This is a genomic window from Streptomyces sp. sk2.1 (genome assembly GCF_008120935.1).
Taxonomy (GTDB): Bacteria; Actinomycetota; Actinomycetes; order Streptomycetales; family Streptomycetaceae; genus Streptomyces.
Genome location: NZ_RDBO01000049.1, coordinates 1 through 14,835 on the forward strand (window position 1 = coordinate 1; position 14,835 = coordinate 14,835).

Here is a 14,835-nt window from a genome sequence, read left to right on the forward strand (position 1 = left end):
CCGTTTCCTCGACCGGGATGGCAGGGCGGGCGCCTGGCTTCTTGGTCAGGGACTTCGCCGCCGTCGCGATCACTGTGTACCGCGGGTCTGCCTGATCCGGCCACAGCTCTCGGATCTCCGGGTTGGTTGCTGTCGCGGCGCGGACCATCTCGTTGATGGCCGCGACGCGTTCGAGTGTCCTGCGGGTGCCGGCGACCAGTGCGGCCAGTGCGGACTCGGCGGTAGGTGCGGTCGTAACCTCCATGAACCAGGGCCGATCCATCGTCGGCACGGGTTCGTCGTCGCCCGCGATCGCGACGTCGACAAGTTCCTTGAGCAGCGATGGCTTGTTGCGAAAGACGAAGTAGATGGTCTGCACCGCCACCCCTGCCCGGTCGGCGATCTCTTGCAGTTTTGTCGCCCCGTAGCCCTGCTCGACGAAGAGCGCGCCGGCCGCTTCGATGATCCGTCGCCGTGTCTCCTGAGCCTTGCGGCCCTGCTTCCCCTTGCCCTCACCCATGACTGGAGTCTATATCTAGAGTTGAACTCTAGAGGTGAACTCTAATCATTGGAGGGCAGGCCGTGCATACGATCGCCAACCGTCAGCAGGCAGAGGCATGGAACGACTGGGAGGGCATCCTCTGGGCCGAACACCCCGAGCGTTACAACGGGATGATGGGCTCGTTCAACGCCCCACTCCTCACCGCCGCGGACATCACAGCCCAGAACTGGGTTCTCGACGTCGGTTGCGGCACCGGCCAGACGACGCGCCTCGCAGCGCAACGGGCCCACGACGGAAACGTCGTGGGTATCGACCTGTCCGAGCCGATGCTGGAACGTGCCCGCCGTGACGCAGCCGCGGAAGGTCTCGACAATGTCACCTTCGAACAGGGTGACGCACAGGTGCATCCATTCCCCGACCGCGGATTCGATGTCCTCATCAGCCGCGGCGGTGTCATGTTCTTCGCCGACCACGTCGCAGCCTTCACCCATCTCCGGCGCGCGCTCGTGCCCGCCGGCCGCCTCGCGTTCCTGGGCCCGCAGCCCGCGGGCCCGGACAGCGCCTACGCCCGCGCAACCGCCGCACTCTCCCCGTTCCTGCGCGAGGCGTCCCCCGCCTCCAGGGGTATGGGGTCGCTCCTCGACCCAGCGCGCATCCGTCAAGTGCTCGCCGCAAGCGGGTTCACCGACATCGAGGTGGCTTCAGTCGAGGCGCCCATGACCTTCGGCGCCGACGCGGGTGACGCCGCCGACTTCATCTTCTCCATGGGCCCGACGCACTACAACCTGCGCAATGTCGACCCGACAACCATCACCCGCATCCGTGCCGAAGTGCATGACGCCCTCACGGAGTTCGAGACCCCAGAGGGTGTCTGTATCCCCGGGGCGGTCTGGATCGTCACAGCGGCGCGTGAGCACATCTCTTCGGACAACTGACGCATCGTTCCGGAAGTGATCAGCAGGGGGATCTGACCGACGATGAACGGGCACTGCTGAAACCGCTGCTGCCGGTGAGCAACAACCGGTACGGCCGGTGGCGGGACCACCGCCAGGTGATCACCGGCATCATCCACCGGTTGGGCACCGGCGTGCAGTGGCGTGAGCTGCCGGAACGCTTTGAGCCGCGGCGGACCGTCCACAAGCGGCACGCGCCGTGGTCAGCCGACGGCACCTGGGAGGTGCTGCTTCAGCACGTTCAGTACCAGGTCCACGCCAAGGGCGGCATCGACTGGGACGTCTCGGTCGACTCCACCGCGATGCGTGCCCACCAGCACGCCGCCGAAGGTCGAGCGGGCGATCAACAAGCTGAAACAGTTCCGGGTCGTGGGGACCCGTTACGACAAGCGCGGATACCTCTGCCTCGGCACCATCACTGCGGTGGCATTACTCATCTGGCTCCGATCGTGATCGAGGAGACAGGACCTAGTACCAGGGGCGGGTGTCGTGCGCGGGCAGCGGGCGCAGCTGCGGCCAGTGCTGGAGCAGGCGGGCGGCCAGGGCGGAGCTGAGGCGGCCGACGGCGTGCAGGTGGTCGTGGTCGCGGGTCATGTCGGCGACCACGCCCAGGCGGTGGACGAGCCGCTCGCGGGCGGAGACGTAGCCCCACTCGAAGTCCTCGGAGGGCACCCGGGCGAACTGGTCGACCGTCCCGCGGTGGGCCCGCTCGACGAGCGCGTCGCCCTGGATCAGCCAGCCCGCACACGCGTCGGCGAGATCACCCGGCACGTCCTTCCCGGTGAGGCCGCGCCAGGTGGTCCGGTAGACGTCCTCGACCTCCGCGAGCGGGGCCGCGGTGACCGACATGGCACACCAGCAGGTGGGGAAGCCGATGCGGAAGTAGGCGAGTTCGATCAGGCCGTTGCCGAGCGAGGCCCCCTCGAAGTCGACGAAGCGGACGCCGTCGGCGGTGCGCAGATCGTTGCCGGGACAGGGGTCGCCGTGCAGCAGCGCGTGGTGCGGGGTGGGGTCCAACCGCTCCAGGAGACCGGCGAGTTCATCGGGAACCGTGGGCGGCACGGGCACGTCGAGCGCCCTTGCCAGGGCGAGGAAGGACTCCGCGTCGGCGGCCGTGGGTCCCGACCAGACCGGCAGTGCGCCCGCGTCGGCGGGCCCGGTCAGGGCGTGCAGCCGGGCGAGCGACTCGGCGTACCTTGGCATCCAGTCGTCCGTCCTGCCGAGGTCGTCCACGTGCTCAAGAACCATCACCCGCGAGGGCGGATCCGTGGCGAGCACCTCGGGGGCCACGGCGGGCCCGGAGGCCCGACCCGCCAGGCGCAGCCCGGCGACCTCCCGCGCGAAGCGCGTGCTCGCGTCGGCTCCCGTGTCCCCGCCGTCGGCGATCTGCTTGACGATCACCAACCGCCGGTCGGCCAGCCGCACCCGCCACACCCGCGACCGCGGGCTGCTGCCCAGGAGTTCGGCCCGCTCGGGAGCGCCCACGGCGGAGAGCAGCGCCTCGCTGAAAGGAACACGGTTCGACATGCCGACGAGCTTGACATCCTCTCCGCCCTAAAGGACGGAGATTCCCGCCTGGCTGCCGGATGCCCGGCTCGCCTTCGGGTGGGTTCCTGTTTCTTCGCGCGGTGCCGGGACGAGTCCCGGTCTTACCCGCGCTCCGCAGGCTGATACCGCCAGTCCGGCGGCCTTGGCGACGTTGACCGCCGCGTTGATGTCCCGGTCCAGGACGGCCCCGCACGCCCCGCAGGTCCACACGCGGACGTGCAGGGGCTTGGGGCCGTCCTTGACGCCGCACTGCGAGCACACCTGACTGGTGGGCTCGAAGCGGCCGATCTTCACGAAGGTGCGCCCGTGCCGGGCGGCCTTGTACTCCAGCATGCCGACGAACGCCGACCATCCGGCGTCGTGCACGGACTTGGCCAGGCGCGTGCGCGCGAGTCCTTTCACCGCCAGGTCTTCCACCGCGACCGCTTGGTTCTCGCGGATCAGCTTCATGGAGAGCTGGTGGAACTCGCGCCGTGCGTCGGCCACCCGTGCGTGAGCGCGGGCGACCCTGAGCCGGGCCTTGTTCCGGTTGTTCGACCCCTTGGCCTTGCGGCTGAGGGCCTGCTGTGCGCGCTTGAGCTTCTTCTCGGCCCGACGCAGGAAGCGCGGAGACTCGATCTTCGTGCCGTCCGAGAGGACAGCGAAGTGGGACAGGCCCAAGTCGATGCCGACCTCGGGCATGACCTCGGGCAGTACCTCGCCCGCCTCGGTCTCGACCACGAAGGAGCAGAAGTACCGCCCGGCCGCATCCTTGATCACGGTCACCGTGGACGGGGTGGAGGGCAGGTTGCGGGACCACTTCACCCGCACATCACCGATCTTCGGCAAGGCCAGATCCCCGCCGGTCGTGATCTTCCAGCGGGCGTTGGCGGTGAACCGTACGGCCTGCCGGTTGCCCCTGCGGCTCTTGAAGCGGGGCGCTCCCATGCGGGGGCGCTTGTCCTTGAGGCCGTCGAAGAAGTTCCGGTACGCGCTGTCCAGGTCCCGGAGGGACTGCTGGAGGACCACCGCCGACACCTCGCCGAGCCAGGCCCGCTCCGGGGTCTTCTTCGCCTCGGTGATCAGCAGCTTGGACAGGTCGCCGGCCTTCGGGAACGGCAGCCCCTCGGCGCGGGCGGTCTCACGAACGCGGAGCGCGTCGTTGTAGACCACCCGCGCACACCCGAACGCCCTCGCCAACGCCATGCGCTGACCGGCGCTCGGATACAAGCGGAAGCTGTACCGAAGCTGCATGTACATCACCGTACAGAGAAATACTGGGGAGTACAGTCAGGTTCATGAGTGAGCACCCGAAAGAGTTGTCCGTCACCGACGCCCGCCGGGACTTCGCGGAAGTCCTCAACGACGCCTCAGCGCGCGGCCAGATCACCTACATCACCTCCCGAGGACGCCGCATCGCGGCAGTCGTCCCACTGTCCGTGGCCGAGGCCGCCGAGCACGACGAAGGCTGACCGGAGGCTTTCAATCCGAACCCTGCGGCGCTCCGCGCCGCGGCGTCGGGATGACCTTCACCCCCGCCCTGAAGGGCGGAGCACTGGCCAAGATCCAGGTAGCCCGGAGACGTCGTTGCAGCTGGCGCGCCGGGCACCGCCCGGTCGTGACGACCGCGGGGCGGGAATCCCGCGGCGCACGGCATCAGTAGCTGTCGTAGCCGGGCCTGCCCTTCGGCCGGTAGATGCCGACGACGGTGCCGCCCGTCGTCGTCGAGACGCTGACCGGCTCCAGCGCGGTGGGGACCGCCCCGTCGGCGAACAGCCGCTTGCCGGTGCCGATGATCACCGGGTGGATGGTCAGCCGGTACTCGTCGACGAGGTCGTGCCGCATGAGGGTCTGGGCGAGGTCGCCGCTGCCGACGACGTTGATGTCGCCGCCGTCGGACGCCTTCAGCGTACGTACGGCATCGACGATGTCACCCTTCAGCAGCGTGGAGTTCTGCCATTGGACGGACGTCAGGGTCCGGGAGGCGACGTACTTGTGCATGCTGTTCATCCGCTCGGTGAACGGACTGCCGGGATCTGCGGTCGGCCAGTACGACGCGAAGATCTCGTACGTCTTGCGGCCGAGCAGCATCGCGTCGGAGTGCTCGTACCAACCGGCGATGGCCGTGCCGACCTCGTCGTCGGCCACCGGTTTCTGCCAGCCGCCGTGCTCGAAACCGCTCTCCGTGTCCTCATCCGGACCACCCGGCGCCTGCATGACGCCGTCAAGCGTCAGGAACGTGCAAACGATGACCTTGCGCATGGTGTGGATCCCTTCGTCGAAAGGTAGACCACACGATCGCCGGAAACTCATCGGCGCCACTTCCTCCGGCCTCCGCGACGGCTTCAGCACCACCCGGCGCACCGCAACGCGGCCCGAGGAGCACCGGAACGTGACGGAGACCCCCGCCGGGGCGGGGGCCTTCGCTCGGGAGGCGCGTCAGGCGTTGGAGGTGATTGCGGTGACAAACGTGGTCCAAGCGGCGGCCGGGAAGGGGCAGGCCCCCAGCCCCAGTGCCTTGGAGTCGCGTACGGCCATGCCCACCCCGTCGAGCCGGGCGCCCTCGACGCAGTTCCCGCCCTGGTCGTTGCTGTAGCTGGACCTGAACCAGTGGACACCAGCGAGCTCACGAGTGGTCATGTAGATCAATGCTCCTTGATCCCATCGACGAACGCGTGCCAGGCGGTGGCCGGGAACACGCAGACGCCCTGCCCGGGGTCCTTGGAATCCCGGACAGCCATCACCCGCCCGTCGAGCCGAGCGCCCTCGACGCAGTTGCCGCCCTGGTTGTTGCTGTAGCTCGACTTGAACCAGTGGGCACCAGCGAGCTGATGAGTGGTCATGTGGATCAATGCTCCTTGGTTGCTTCTCTGATCATGCTGAGGGATTCCTCTGGCCCCACGGCAAGAATCTGGAGGTCGTTGAATGCCTCTTCGTACAGGGACACATCGGCACGCTTCCGTGTGACCGAGGCCCCGCCCAGGTACTCCAGGTAGGCGATGGACTCCGCATCGCCGAGCCGGAACAGCGTGAAGGCGCCGTTCATCCCTGGGTGCACGCCCGCCTTGAAGGGGACGACCTGTACCCGCACCGAGGGCCGCTGTGCCACCTCCGCCAGATGCTCCATCTGCGCACGCATGACGGCCGAACTGCCGACCTTGCGACGGAGAACCGCCTCGTTGACGACCGCCGCGAACTTGAGCGGCGCCGATTCGCGGCGCAACGCCTCCTGCCGCGTCATCCGTACGTCGACGAGTCGGTCGATCTCGTCGGCGGAGAGCCTCTCAGACGCTCCCTGGTAAATGGCTCGCACGTAGTCCTCGGTCTGGAGAAGGCCGGGGACGAATTCGCTCTCGTAGTTGCACACAGCCGCAGCCGTGGCTTCCAGCCCCAAGTACGCCTTGAACGTGGGCGGGATGGCGGGCCGGTACTCGGGCGACTGCCACCAGTCCCGCTTCGTCTTGGTGACGGCCGCGTACCCCAACAGCAGGGCACGCTTCTCGGGGTCTGCCCCGTAGATCTCGCAGAGTGCCATCACATCGACGGCCTCGACAACCGAATTGTCCCCCGTCTCCAGCCTGGTCAGCTTCGACGGGCTGCAGATCAAAGTGCGGACGACCTGGGTCGACGTGAGACCGGCTTCGTGCCGGAGCTGCCGGAGTTCACGCCCTAACTGAAGACGGCAGAGTGCGGGCGTCGCCGACTCCACATCCGTGATCATCTACTGCCTCCCAGGGCTTGTTACCCAGTGTGACGGAGAATGTTCCGCTGCCGCAAGGAGTGTTCTGCGTCGGCGCAGAACACCCCACCCATGAGCGCGAATGCGTCGAAAAGGCACAGAAATTCACGCAGGAATCTGCTGACAGAAAACTGTCGCGACACCCACAGGCCACCCTCCGCACCGACTCGATTACCAAATGTTGCCGAAACGGGCCCTTCGGTCGCCGCGCACGCTTCACCTCGGACAACTGCCGTGCGATTACAGCCAGGTTGACGATCAACCAGAGGGCTTCCTTGCAAGGCCATAGCCTTTCCGGAAACCCTTTCCGGGGCGCCGTGCCACGCACGGCGGGCGCCAGAAGCTCCGTGCGTGACGAACATCGCGAGGTATGCAGGCATGTGGGGTCGAGGGACGCTGATCGGCGACCGTTACGCACTGGTCGGACGGTTGGGCGGTGGCGCGATGGGCGAGGTCTGGCGCGCCGAGGACCAGGTGCTCAGGCGTCAGGTGGCCGTCAAGTTCCTGCGCCCCTCGGGCCTCGACGACAATTCCTTCCTCCCGCGCTTCCGGAAAGAGGCCAAGGTCCTCGCCACCATCCGTCACCCGGGCGTCGTCGGCGTCCACGACTACGGCGAGCAGATGTTCCCCGGGAACGGCGACGGCCACGGCACGGCGACGCGTGCCGCGTACATCGTCATGGAACTCGTCGAGGGGAAGACGCTGGAGGAGCTGCGCGAGGAGCACGGGCTCCTTCCGCCCGCCAGGGTGCTCGACCTCGCCGCCCAGGCGCTCGACGCGCTGCACACCGTGCACCGGCTCGGCATCGTGCACCGCGACATCAAGCCGTCGAACCTGATGCTCCGCGAGGACGGCCGGGTCACGGTGACCGATTTCGGCATCGCCCGCACCGAGACCGGCACCCGGCTGACCGACCCGCACGGGATCATCGGCACGCCGCGCTACATGGCCCCCGAGCAGGCCCGGGGCCTGCCCGTCATCCCGGCCTCCGATCTCTACGCCATCGGCGCGGTCTGCTACGAACTGATCACCGGAACACCGATGTTCAGAGGGGCTTCGCCCGTCGAGGTCGCCCTCAAGCACATCGAGGAACCGGTGCCGGCCCTCCCCGACGACGTTCCGGAAGCGGTCAGGGCCTTCCTCTCCCAGGCGCTCGCCAAGGACCCGGAGGACCGCTACGTCAACGCCGCCGTGATGGCCGCCGCGGCCCGCCGGGCGGCCAAGGAACGCGACTCCAAGGCACTGGGGCTGGGGGCCTGCCCCTTCCCGGCCGCCGCTTGGACCACGTTTGTCACCGCAATCACCTCCAACGCCTGACGCGCCTCCCGAGCGAAGGCCCCCGCCCCGGCGGGGGTCTCCGTCACGTTCCGGTGCTCCTCGGGCCGCGTTGCGGTGCGCCGGGTGGTGCTGAAGCTTTTCACCTCAAGCCCGGCAGCTACGACACAGCCCGGCGCGGTGAGGCGGCGGCGCCGGGGCCGCGGGGCGGGGCCGCGGAGTAGGTGGTCGACAGCGCGAAGCGGTGAAGCGGCGGCCCGCAGGGCCGCGGCGGCGCGGCCGTGGCCGGGCCGCCGACGCGGCAGGAACCCGGGGCGCGGGGCCGGGCCCAACCGGCCACCGACCGCGGTACAGCACGGAACGCGGGGCGCGGCGCCCCGGCAGCCCGGCACAGCAGCGGGACGGCGGCGCGAGGGGAACCCAGGGCGCGAGGTCGTCGACCACAGCGCAGCTACGAGATGCAGGACCGCGCGAGACGGAAACACCACACGACCGCGGCACGGTACGAGACGAGACCGCGGCGTGGCAGAGCACGGCGGGGTGGCCGGGGCGCGAGGTCGTCGACCACGGTACGGCGGCGGCCGGGCCATCGGCACGAGGGGAACCCGGGGCGCGGGCTCCCCTCGCGTCAGCGGCCCAGTAACCCAGCGCGGGGCGGCGCGGCAGGGCGGGGCCGCGGGCGCACCGTCAGGTCGTCGACCATCGCGCGAACGGCACGGCAGCAGGACGGGGACGTCGGCGGGACGGGTACGCCGGCGGGTTGGGGGCGCCGGCGGCCGTCGCGCGGCGGGACGTCCGGAATCCCGGGGTGGGCCGCGGAGTAGGTGGTCGACGACGCGGAGCGGTGAGGCACCGGCCCGGAGGGGCGGGCGGTCGACGGACGGGGCCCCGGCCCCGTCTGCGACTGGCACCGTGGCACAGCAGACCGAGCGGCGGCACGGTCCGGGGCCGGGCCGTCGACAAACGGGCGGGCGGTCGACGATCCTGTGCAGAACCCCGGCCCCGGACCCGCCACAGGGCCGCGGCGGCGACTCTTGCATTTTGCGTCAATGTCCTGCAAGGCACGCTAAGTTGATGACCTCGATCTGCGTCATGCCGTCAGGGCCAGAAGGAGTCGTTACGTGAGCACGGAGCCAAGCCCGCCTAGTACCCCGCCGGAGCCGACGCCGAGACCGGCTCCCGACCCGTCGCCGGTACCAGCGGTGCCGCTGGTGCCGCCGGAGCCGGGACGAGGTCGGCGCCTGGTCGAGGTCGCCACCCTAGTCTCTGCCCTCACCGGTGTTGTGGGCCTCCTCCTCGGCTTCTTCGGGCTTCCCGCAGTGGTGAACTCGCCGACCGCCAGGGTGAATGCCCCGGTCGCCCAACCGGCGGTGACTGTCACCGTCACCGCGCCGCCCCCGGCGGGAGGTACACCGGCCGAATCCGGGGGACAGGGATCGACACCGCCGCCGGCGGATGCCAAGCCGATCTCCAAGGTGGGCATCCGGATGCCCACCGGCTACCACGTTGTCCTCTCCGACGACCCGATCGAGCTCCGTGAGGGCTACGGGGGCGACCTGGGTTACGACAGCGGCATGAACCTCGGCTTCGAATCCTCGGGTGGCGAGTTCGTGGCGCTCGACCGCAGTCAGCAGGGTTCGCTGGAGACGTGCAAGGCGGATACGCGGTTCGCGGACTCGATCAACAAGTCGCGGCTCATCAAGGGGGCGCAGGTGTGCGTCTACACCGACTCCTTCATAGGGCTCGCGATCATCCGTGAGGCCCCACAGGAACGCGATGGCAAGGAATTCGTCACCTTCGACCTGACCGTCTGGCCGAAGGGGCCGTAGTGCGTCGGACCGGCCGAGCTAGGCGGTTTCGTTTGGATCAGCTGGTCGTTGGTCCGGGTGTGCTGTTGGCTGATGCGCAGTGGGCGCGGATCGAGCCGTTGCTCCCGGACAGGACGCCGAAGCCGGGTGGCCGCGGGACGGGACGGAAGGGCACCACGACATAGCCCTGGTCGACCAGGACGGAACCCAGGTGGCCAAGCTACGGATCAGCGGCGACAGCGCGGGCTTCCACGCGCTGATAGAGCTCCTGAACCGGCACGGTGACAGCACAGAGGATCCGATTCCTGTCGCCATCGAGACGCCGCGCGGGCTCCTCGTCGCCGGCCTGCGGGCCACCGGCCGTCAGATCCACGCGATCAACCCACTGGTCGCAGCCCGCTATCGCGATCGTGGCAGCGTCTCCCGAGCCAAGTCCGACGCAGCGGACGCCCGGGTTCTGGCCAACATCCTGCGCACCGACCGACACGCCCATCGTCCCTTGCCCGACAACAGCGAGGTCGGGCAGGCCGTCGCCGTTCTGGCCCGCGCTCATCAGGATGCAAACTGGGACCGGCAGCAGATGATCAACCGGCTCCGGTCGCATCTGCGCGAGTACTGTCCAGCCGCCCTTGCCGCCTTCCACGGCGCCGGCAAACCCGGACTCGACTCACCACGCGCCCGCGTGATCCTGACTGCCGCACCCACACCGGCCGACGCCGTCAGGCTGACCCGCAGCCAGCTGCGCGCGCTGCTCAAGCACGGCGAGCGCCCACGCTGCGGAATCGAAGCCGAGATCGAGCGACTTCGGACGGTCTTCCGCGCCGACTACCTGCGGCAACTGCCGCAGGTCGAACAGGCTCCGGGACACCAGACAGTGGCGCTCGTCCGACAGGTCGACGCCGCCTGCCTCAGCGTCACTCAGCTCGCGGCGGCGACGGAAGAGGCATTCCTCGCACACCCTGATGCAGACATCATCACAAGCTTCCCGGGGCTGTCTGTACTGTCCGGGGCACGCGTCCTCGCCGAGATCGGGGACGACCGCGAACGCTTCGCAGACGCCAGAGCCATGAAGGCATACGCCGGAGCGGCACCCGTGACGCGAGCCTCCGGTCGAAGCCACGTGGTCGTGGCCCGGACCGTCAAGAACCAGCGACTGGCCTCAGCCGGGCACATGTGGGCCTTCGCAGCCCTCCGAACGCAGGCTCCACGAGCCCACTACGACCGACGGAGAGCTGCTGGAGAACGCCATACCGCAGCTCTCAGGAACCTGTTCAACAAGCTGCTCGGCTGCCTCTACCACTGCCTGCAAAACCGCATGCCCTACGACCCCGAACGGGCCTTCACTGCATCCGCTGCGCTCGCTGCCTAGAGCCGCGGACCCACGAAGATGTCGACGGCGGCCGCGTTCCAGCCGGGCTCGTCAACGGCGACACGGATATGCCGCCTGCCCGCTTCACCGATGAGGCTCACGAAGCGCGTCACGCCCATGACATCCCCGATGACCAGCCGTCCGTCAGCCAACGAGATCGGCCCCTCGAAGACGGTCGTGAAGGAAGGATCCGGCCCTGACTCCTCGTCGAGCGGATCGCTGAAGAGCCGGACCTTGATGAGTCGAACCTGAGCCTGAACCCGGATTGCCACATGAGTGTCACACCCGACCGCGGCCGCGCCTCCCAGCTCCAACACCGGCAGCCAGTCGGACGACCCCAACGCCAGAACAGGATGATTCACCCGAAAATCAACGCCGGCGACCTGCATGTTCGGTCCCCTCTGGTGTCCGCCTTATGACGCGCCGCGATGTTATCGGGCGGCTCCGACAGACGAGGCACATCACCTCCGACCACTGGGGTCGGACGTGAGGCTGCCGCGCACTGAGTTGACCTTCAACGACATGAGATGTCTTGGACCGCTCAGCCACTGCGTGGTCCCGGGTGGGCACCAAGGTGCTGTCCACGATGAGCACGGTGTCCTTGCGGAACCGCTTGCACGGCTGGAACGCGAGCATCGGGCCGAGATGGTCGATGATGCGGTCTGCCGCCGACTTCGACACCCCGAACAGCGGGGCAAGCTGGCGCATCGTCAAGTTCGTCTGCCAGTACACCGCGATCAACAACGCTCGGTCCTCCAGCGGAAGACCCCATGGTCGCCCCTTTCGGATCGCGTCCGCTCCGTCGCGCCGCAGCGCGGTCATCAGCTTGGCAAACTGGCGCGGGCTCAGCCCGGTGAACGGGCCTGTCCAAGACGGCTCTGACGCCGAGATCACACCAGCCACATCGTGATCATTCCATCCCCTCCCGACCGGACGGAAAAGCAGTCAGACCTCTGGGATGAAGGACAGCTCGATACCCATCGCAGCGACGCCCTCACGCACGGAACGGTCGAACTGCTTGATCTCCGCCACGAGAACATCCCAGACGACGGGCGAGGTCCAGGAGTCAGGCGTGAAGTTGGAGCCGATTCGCCAGCCTCCGTCAAAGCCCACGATGCGGATCAGTCCCGCATCCGCTTGCATCGAGTCGAACTCGAAATCCTCCTGTCCGACGGCCGGACTCTGGAGCCAGAGCTCCAGGTGGTACGCAAGCTCGGCCACGGGAAACGCCTCCTCGGACCACACCGCCCTCCCCTCTTTCCAGATGGACAGCTCTGCCTCAATGTCGAGGAGAAGCACCTCCAGGGGGGCTTCGTGTGGGGCGAGACCGCGCCGCGGCAGATCCGACAGTCCAAAGTTCCGGCAGACGAACCGCACCGCTCGGCCTCCATGAAATCCGAGGCCCACTGCGCGTCCAGGCCATCCAAATGCGGACAACCATACCAAGTCGTGCCAGGCACCCTACTCGGCGCACCATTTATGGGACAGCGCTTACAAGCCATCTCAATTGGCGATCGAGTCGCTCATGAGAGTCAGCAGTCAGGCGCAGGTGTGGGGGACTTGACCTCGATGTGAGACTTGTCGTGTGGACATGGGGCGTGAGTCGCGGTGGAAAAAGGACGCAATGACGGTGGAAATCGTTTTCTCCCTGGTGACTGCCGCCGTGCTGGCTGGGGTGATCTTTGCCGTCGTCCGGGTTCTCGTCCAGGCCCTTGCCCTCTCTGGTTCGGCAGAGAAAGGCGTGTTGGTAGGGGGTGCACTGCTCGGAGCGGTGGCCGGCGTGTGGCGTCTGGTACGGGTGCTGCTTCGGTTCGACGAGCAGCGCCGAATGGGCCACTGACTACAGGTCTTCCCTTGCGGTCGGTAGCCTCCCGGCGTGGGAATCGTTGAGCGGCTGGTGCCGGACGAGTTGTGGGAGCTGTTCCAGCGGGTGGTGCCGGAGGCGCCGTCGCGGCCTCAGGGCGGCGGCCGACGGCGTCACGGCGATCGGGAGGTGCTGGCTGCGATCGTGTTCGTGGCCACGTCGGGCTGCCCGTGGCAGCAGCTGCCCGCGGCATCGTTCGGGCCGTCCGGGGCGACGGCCCACCGACGGTTCGCCGAGTGGACGAAGGCCAGGGTATGGGCCAGGCTCCACCGCCTGGTCCTCGACGAACTCGGTTCCCGCAGCGCTCTGGACTGGTCGAGGTGCGCGATCGACTCGGTGAACATGCGGGCTTTGAAAAGGGGGACCTGACAGGTCCGAATCCTGTCGACCGGGGCAAGTACGGGTCGAAGATCCACCTGATCACCGAGCGGACCGGTCTGCCCCTCTCCGTCGGCATCTCCGGCGCCAACGTCCACGACAGCCAGGCCCTGATCCCGCTCGTGAAGGGCATACCGCCCATCAGATCCCGGCGGGGCCCACGCCGGCGCAGGCCCGCAAAGCTCCACGCCGACAAGGGCTACGACTACCGCCACCTGCGGCAATGGCCGGCACAGCGAGGCATCCGGCACCGCATCGCCCGCAAGGGCATCGAGTCCTCACAGCGACTCGGCCGACACCGCTGGACCATCGAACGCACCATGGCCTGGCTCGCCGGCTGCCGCCGACTCCACCGCCGCTACGAACGCAAGGCCGAACACTTCCTCGCCTTCACCAGCATCGCCTGCACCCTCATCTGCTACCGCAGACTCGCCAAATGAGATGACTTCTACCGCGCATGCCGGGGCGTACAGGAACCAGCCCGATTCGGCGTGGGCGCGGTGGATCAGACGGGAAGCGAGGACGTTGCCCTGGCCGGCTGCGGCCATCGCGGTGTCGTCCAGGACGATGTACATGGCGTCGCTCACCGGCTGGTCACCTGGGCCAGGCGCCGGTCCAGCTCGCCGTCCAGGTCCTGTTCCTGGGCAGCGGTTGGCGGGGCAGGTTGGTGATCCGGGAAGCGGGCGTCGCGGCAGCGACGGGCCTCGGACCCGGGTGTCAGGGCATCGAGCCGTCCGAGTTCCAGGCGATCATGATAAAGACGGCGAAGCCGATGAACACGGCGAGGAAGAGCATCGCGCCGCACGTGCTCGCGGCGAGCTTCCCGTGGGCCGGGGCCTTGGCGGTGGCGCGCTCAGGGCGCTCCGGCAGGTAGTGGACGGTGACGATGTCGCCCTCGACCGTGGTCGACGGTCCACCCTCCTCGTCGAACCGGACGACGCGCCCGTTGCGGGTCGTGAACTCGTAGACGTGGTGCAGCGTCGTGCGCATCGTACTGTCCCCGCCGCCGCTGGTTGTCGTGTACGACCTGACACACCGTGCCTGGGTGGTGATTCCCTTGGACCAGGCGTCGCTGACCTGACGGAACCGGCGGAGCAGGACGATGGCTGCGTATACCGCAAAGATGATCAAGAGGAGGGGGATACTGACTTCGGCTCGTCAGGGTGAGGTCGGGGTGTCGAGGGTCAGGCCGGTGCCGGCTATGAAGCCGTCGAGGGTGTCGGGGCGGTACTGCAGGCGCTTGAGCCGGTTGCGGACGAGGGCCTCGAGTCGGTCGAGGGCCATGACGGCGAGGTTGGCCAGGCTTCGTTTGACGTGCGCCCAGACCCACTCGACGGGGTTGAGGTCGGGCGAGTAGGCGGGAAGCAGGAACACCGTCAGCCATGCACGCTCGGCGATCAACTCGCGCATGGCGTGGGAGACGTGGGTGTTCAGGCGGTCC

Annotated in this window: 19 protein-coding genes and 2 pseudogenes; 9 read left to right on the forward strand and 12 right to left on the reverse strand. The window is 68.2% G+C overall.

Going from position 1 to position 14,835, the window contains the following annotated elements:
• The coding region (locus EAO76_RS16555; protein WP_148836738.1) for a TetR/AcrR family transcriptional regulator at window positions 1-499 on the reverse strand (499 nt) is incomplete at its 3' end.
• A gap of 62 nt (window positions 500-561) precedes the next feature.
• On the opposite strand from EAO76_RS16555, the gene EAO76_RS16560 reads away from it, so the two are divergent.
• The 3 genes and pseudogenes from EAO76_RS16560 to EAO76_RS44600 all read left to right on the forward strand — a co-directional run bounded on the left by EAO76_RS16560 (window position 562) and on the right by EAO76_RS44600 (window position 1,887).
• Window positions 562-1,416, forward strand: coding sequence for a class I SAM-dependent methyltransferase (locus EAO76_RS16560; protein WP_148836739.1), 855 nt, complete (start codon window positions 562-564; stop codon window positions 1,414-1,416).
• 32 nt (window positions 1,417-1,448) lie between these two features.
• Window positions 1,449-1,652, forward strand: a pseudogene (locus EAO76_RS47605) (transposase); the annotation flags it as partial.
• Between the two features lie 88 nt (window positions 1,653-1,740).
• Window positions 1,741-1,887: a hypothetical protein gene (locus tag EAO76_RS44600; protein WP_187438665.1), complete on the forward strand. Its 147-nt coding sequence runs from the start codon at window positions 1,741-1,743 to the stop codon at window positions 1,885-1,887.
• 15 nt (window positions 1,888-1,902) lie between these two features.
• Here the strand turns inward: EAO76_RS44600 and EAO76_RS16570 are convergent, their stop codons facing one another.
• Together EAO76_RS16570 and EAO76_RS16575 are read right to left on the reverse strand one after the other, a co-directional pair.
• Window positions 1,903-2,961, reverse strand: coding sequence for a phosphotransferase family protein (locus tag EAO76_RS16570; protein WP_148836740.1), 1,059 nt, complete (start codon window positions 2,959-2,961; stop codon window positions 1,903-1,905).
• Window positions 2,962-2,988: 27 nt separating this feature from the next.
• Window positions 2,989-4,215, reverse strand: coding sequence for an RNA-guided endonuclease TnpB family protein (locus tag EAO76_RS16575; protein ID WP_148836741.1), 1,227 nt, complete (start codon window positions 4,213-4,215; stop codon window positions 2,989-2,991).
• Between the two features lie 44 nt (window positions 4,216-4,259).
• Between EAO76_RS16575 and EAO76_RS16580 the strand changes: the two genes are divergently transcribed.
• Window positions 4,260-4,433 (forward strand): type II toxin-antitoxin system prevent-host-death family antitoxin, encoded by a 174-nt coding sequence (locus EAO76_RS16580; RefSeq protein WP_148836742.1) that lies wholly within the window; start codon window positions 4,260-4,262, stop codon window positions 4,431-4,433.
• Window positions 4,434-4,617: 184 nt separating this feature from the next.
• Here EAO76_RS16580 and EAO76_RS16585 read toward each other — a convergent pair whose 3' ends face one another.
• The 4 genes from EAO76_RS16585 to EAO76_RS16600 form a co-directional block, all read right to left on the reverse strand.
• Window positions 4,618-5,223 carry a dihydrofolate reductase family protein gene (locus EAO76_RS16585; protein WP_148836743.1) on the reverse strand — a complete coding sequence of 202 codons (606 nt, stop codon included), beginning with the start codon at window positions 5,221-5,223 and terminating at the stop codon, window positions 4,618-4,620.
• A gap of 177 nt (window positions 5,224-5,400) precedes the next feature.
• Complete coding sequence (locus EAO76_RS16590) at window positions 5,401-5,601, reverse strand: DUF397 domain-containing protein (protein WP_148836744.1); 201 nt, start codon at window positions 5,599-5,601, stop codon at window positions 5,401-5,403.
• Between the two features lie 5 nt (window positions 5,602-5,606).
• Complete coding sequence (locus tag EAO76_RS16595) at window positions 5,607-5,804, reverse strand: DUF397 domain-containing protein (protein WP_187438661.1); 198 nt, start codon at window positions 5,802-5,804, stop codon at window positions 5,607-5,609.
• A gap of 5 nt (window positions 5,805-5,809) precedes the next feature.
• Complete coding sequence (locus EAO76_RS16600; RefSeq protein ID WP_148836745.1) at window positions 5,810-6,682, reverse strand: helix-turn-helix transcriptional regulator; 873 nt, start codon at window positions 6,680-6,682, stop codon at window positions 5,810-5,812.
• A 396-nt stretch (window positions 6,683-7,078) separates the two neighbouring features.
• Between EAO76_RS16600 and EAO76_RS16605 the strand changes: the two genes are divergently transcribed.
• The 3 genes from EAO76_RS16605 to EAO76_RS16615 all read left to right on the forward strand — a co-directional run bounded on the left by EAO76_RS16605 (window position 7,079) and on the right by EAO76_RS16615 (window position 11,152).
• Window positions 7,079-8,017, forward strand: a complete 939-nt coding sequence (locus EAO76_RS16605; protein ID WP_148836746.1) for a serine/threonine-protein kinase — start codon at window positions 7,079-7,081, stop codon at window positions 8,015-8,017.
• 1,160 nt (window positions 8,018-9,177) lie between these two features.
• Complete coding sequence (locus tag EAO76_RS44605) at window positions 9,178-9,804, forward strand: hypothetical protein (RefSeq protein WP_187438662.1); 627 nt, start codon at window positions 9,178-9,180, stop codon at window positions 9,802-9,804.
• A 79-nt stretch (window positions 9,805-9,883) separates the two neighbouring features.
• On the forward strand, window positions 9,884-11,152 hold the full coding sequence (locus tag EAO76_RS16615; protein WP_399462224.1) for an IS110 family transposase: 1,269 nt from the start codon (window positions 9,884-9,886) through the stop codon (window positions 11,150-11,152).
• On the opposite strand, the gene EAO76_RS16620 is transcribed toward EAO76_RS16615, so the two are convergent.
• From EAO76_RS16620 to EAO76_RS16630, 3 genes and pseudogenes are all read right to left on the reverse strand, one after another.
• Window positions 11,149-11,541 carry a hypothetical protein gene (locus EAO76_RS16620; protein ID WP_148836748.1) on the reverse strand — a complete coding sequence of 131 codons (393 nt, stop codon included), beginning with the start codon at window positions 11,539-11,541 and terminating at the stop codon, window positions 11,149-11,151. The two genes, EAO76_RS16615 and EAO76_RS16620, sit on opposite strands and share 4 nt — an antisense overlap.
• Window positions 11,542-11,683: 142 nt before the next feature.
• Window positions 11,684-12,055: pseudogene (locus EAO76_RS16625) on the reverse strand (transposase family protein); the annotation flags it as partial.
• A gap of 42 nt (window positions 12,056-12,097) precedes the next feature.
• Window positions 12,098-12,529, reverse strand: coding sequence for a hypothetical protein (locus EAO76_RS16630; protein ID WP_262375525.1), 432 nt, complete (start codon window positions 12,527-12,529; stop codon window positions 12,098-12,100).
• Between the two features lie 208 nt (window positions 12,530-12,737).
• Between EAO76_RS16630 and EAO76_RS16635 the strand changes: the two genes are divergently transcribed.
• Together EAO76_RS16635 and EAO76_RS16640 are read left to right on the forward strand one after the other, a co-directional pair.
• The gene (locus tag EAO76_RS16635) at window positions 12,738-12,992 is read left to right on the forward strand and encodes a DUF6332 family protein (RefSeq protein ID WP_187438663.1); all 255 of its coding nucleotides are present in this window, start codon (window positions 12,738-12,740) and stop codon (window positions 12,990-12,992) included.
• Window positions 12,993-13,034: 42 nt separating this feature from the next.
• Window positions 13,035-13,834, forward strand: a protein-coding gene (locus EAO76_RS16640; RefSeq protein ID WP_399462227.1) for an IS5 family transposase whose coding sequence is annotated in 2 segments (ribosomal slippage) — window positions 13,035-13,383 and window positions 13,383-13,834 — 801 coding nt in all. Because the reading frame shifts where the segments join, the coding sequence is not laid out codon by codon here.
• A gap of 277 nt (window positions 13,835-14,111) precedes the next feature.
• Here the strand turns inward: EAO76_RS16640 and EAO76_RS16650 are convergent.
• Complete coding sequence (locus tag EAO76_RS16650) at window positions 14,112-14,525, reverse strand: DUF3592 domain-containing protein (protein WP_316248351.1); 414 nt, start codon at window positions 14,523-14,525, stop codon at window positions 14,112-14,114.
• Window positions 14,526-14,552: 27 nt separating this feature from the next.
• Window positions 14,553-14,835 (reverse strand): transposase (locus tag EAO76_RS16655; protein ID WP_262375526.1); only part of this gene is annotated, 283 nt, incomplete at its 5' end.

Bases quoted from the DNA above. Each gene is read 5' to 3' on its own strand.
- EAO76_RS16605 (WP_148836746.1), top strand. From the start codon at position 7,079: ATGTGGGGTCGAGGGACGCTGATCGGCGACCGTTACGCACTGGTCGGA.
- EAO76_RS16580 (WP_148836742.1), top strand. From the start codon at position 4,260: ATGAGTGAGCACCCGAAAGAGTTGTCCGTCACCGACGCCCGCCGGGAC.
- EAO76_RS16585 (WP_148836743.1), bottom strand. From the start codon at position 5,223: ATGCGCAAGGTCATCGTTTGCACGTTCCTGACGCTTGACGGCGTCATG.
- EAO76_RS16595 (WP_187438661.1), bottom strand. From the start codon at position 5,804: ATGACCACTCATCAGCTCGCTGGTGCCCACTGGTTCAAGTCGAGCTAC.
- EAO76_RS16575 (WP_148836741.1), bottom strand. From the start codon at position 4,215: ATGCAGCTTCGGTACAGCTTCCGCTTGTATCCGAGCGCCGGTCAGCGC.
- EAO76_RS16590 (WP_148836744.1), bottom strand. From the start codon at position 5,601: ATGACCACTCGTGAGCTCGCTGGTGTCCACTGGTTCAGGTCCAGCTAC.
- EAO76_RS16570 (WP_148836740.1), bottom strand. From the start codon at position 2,961: ATGTCGAACCGTGTTCCTTTCAGCGAGGCGCTGCTCTCCGCCGTGGGC.
- EAO76_RS16600 (WP_148836745.1), bottom strand. From the start codon at position 6,682: ATGATCACGGATGTGGAGTCGGCGACGCCCGCACTCTGCCGTCTTCAG.
- EAO76_RS16620 (WP_148836748.1), bottom strand. From the start codon at position 11,541: ATGCAGGTCGCCGGCGTTGATTTTCGGGTGAATCATCCTGTTCTGGCG.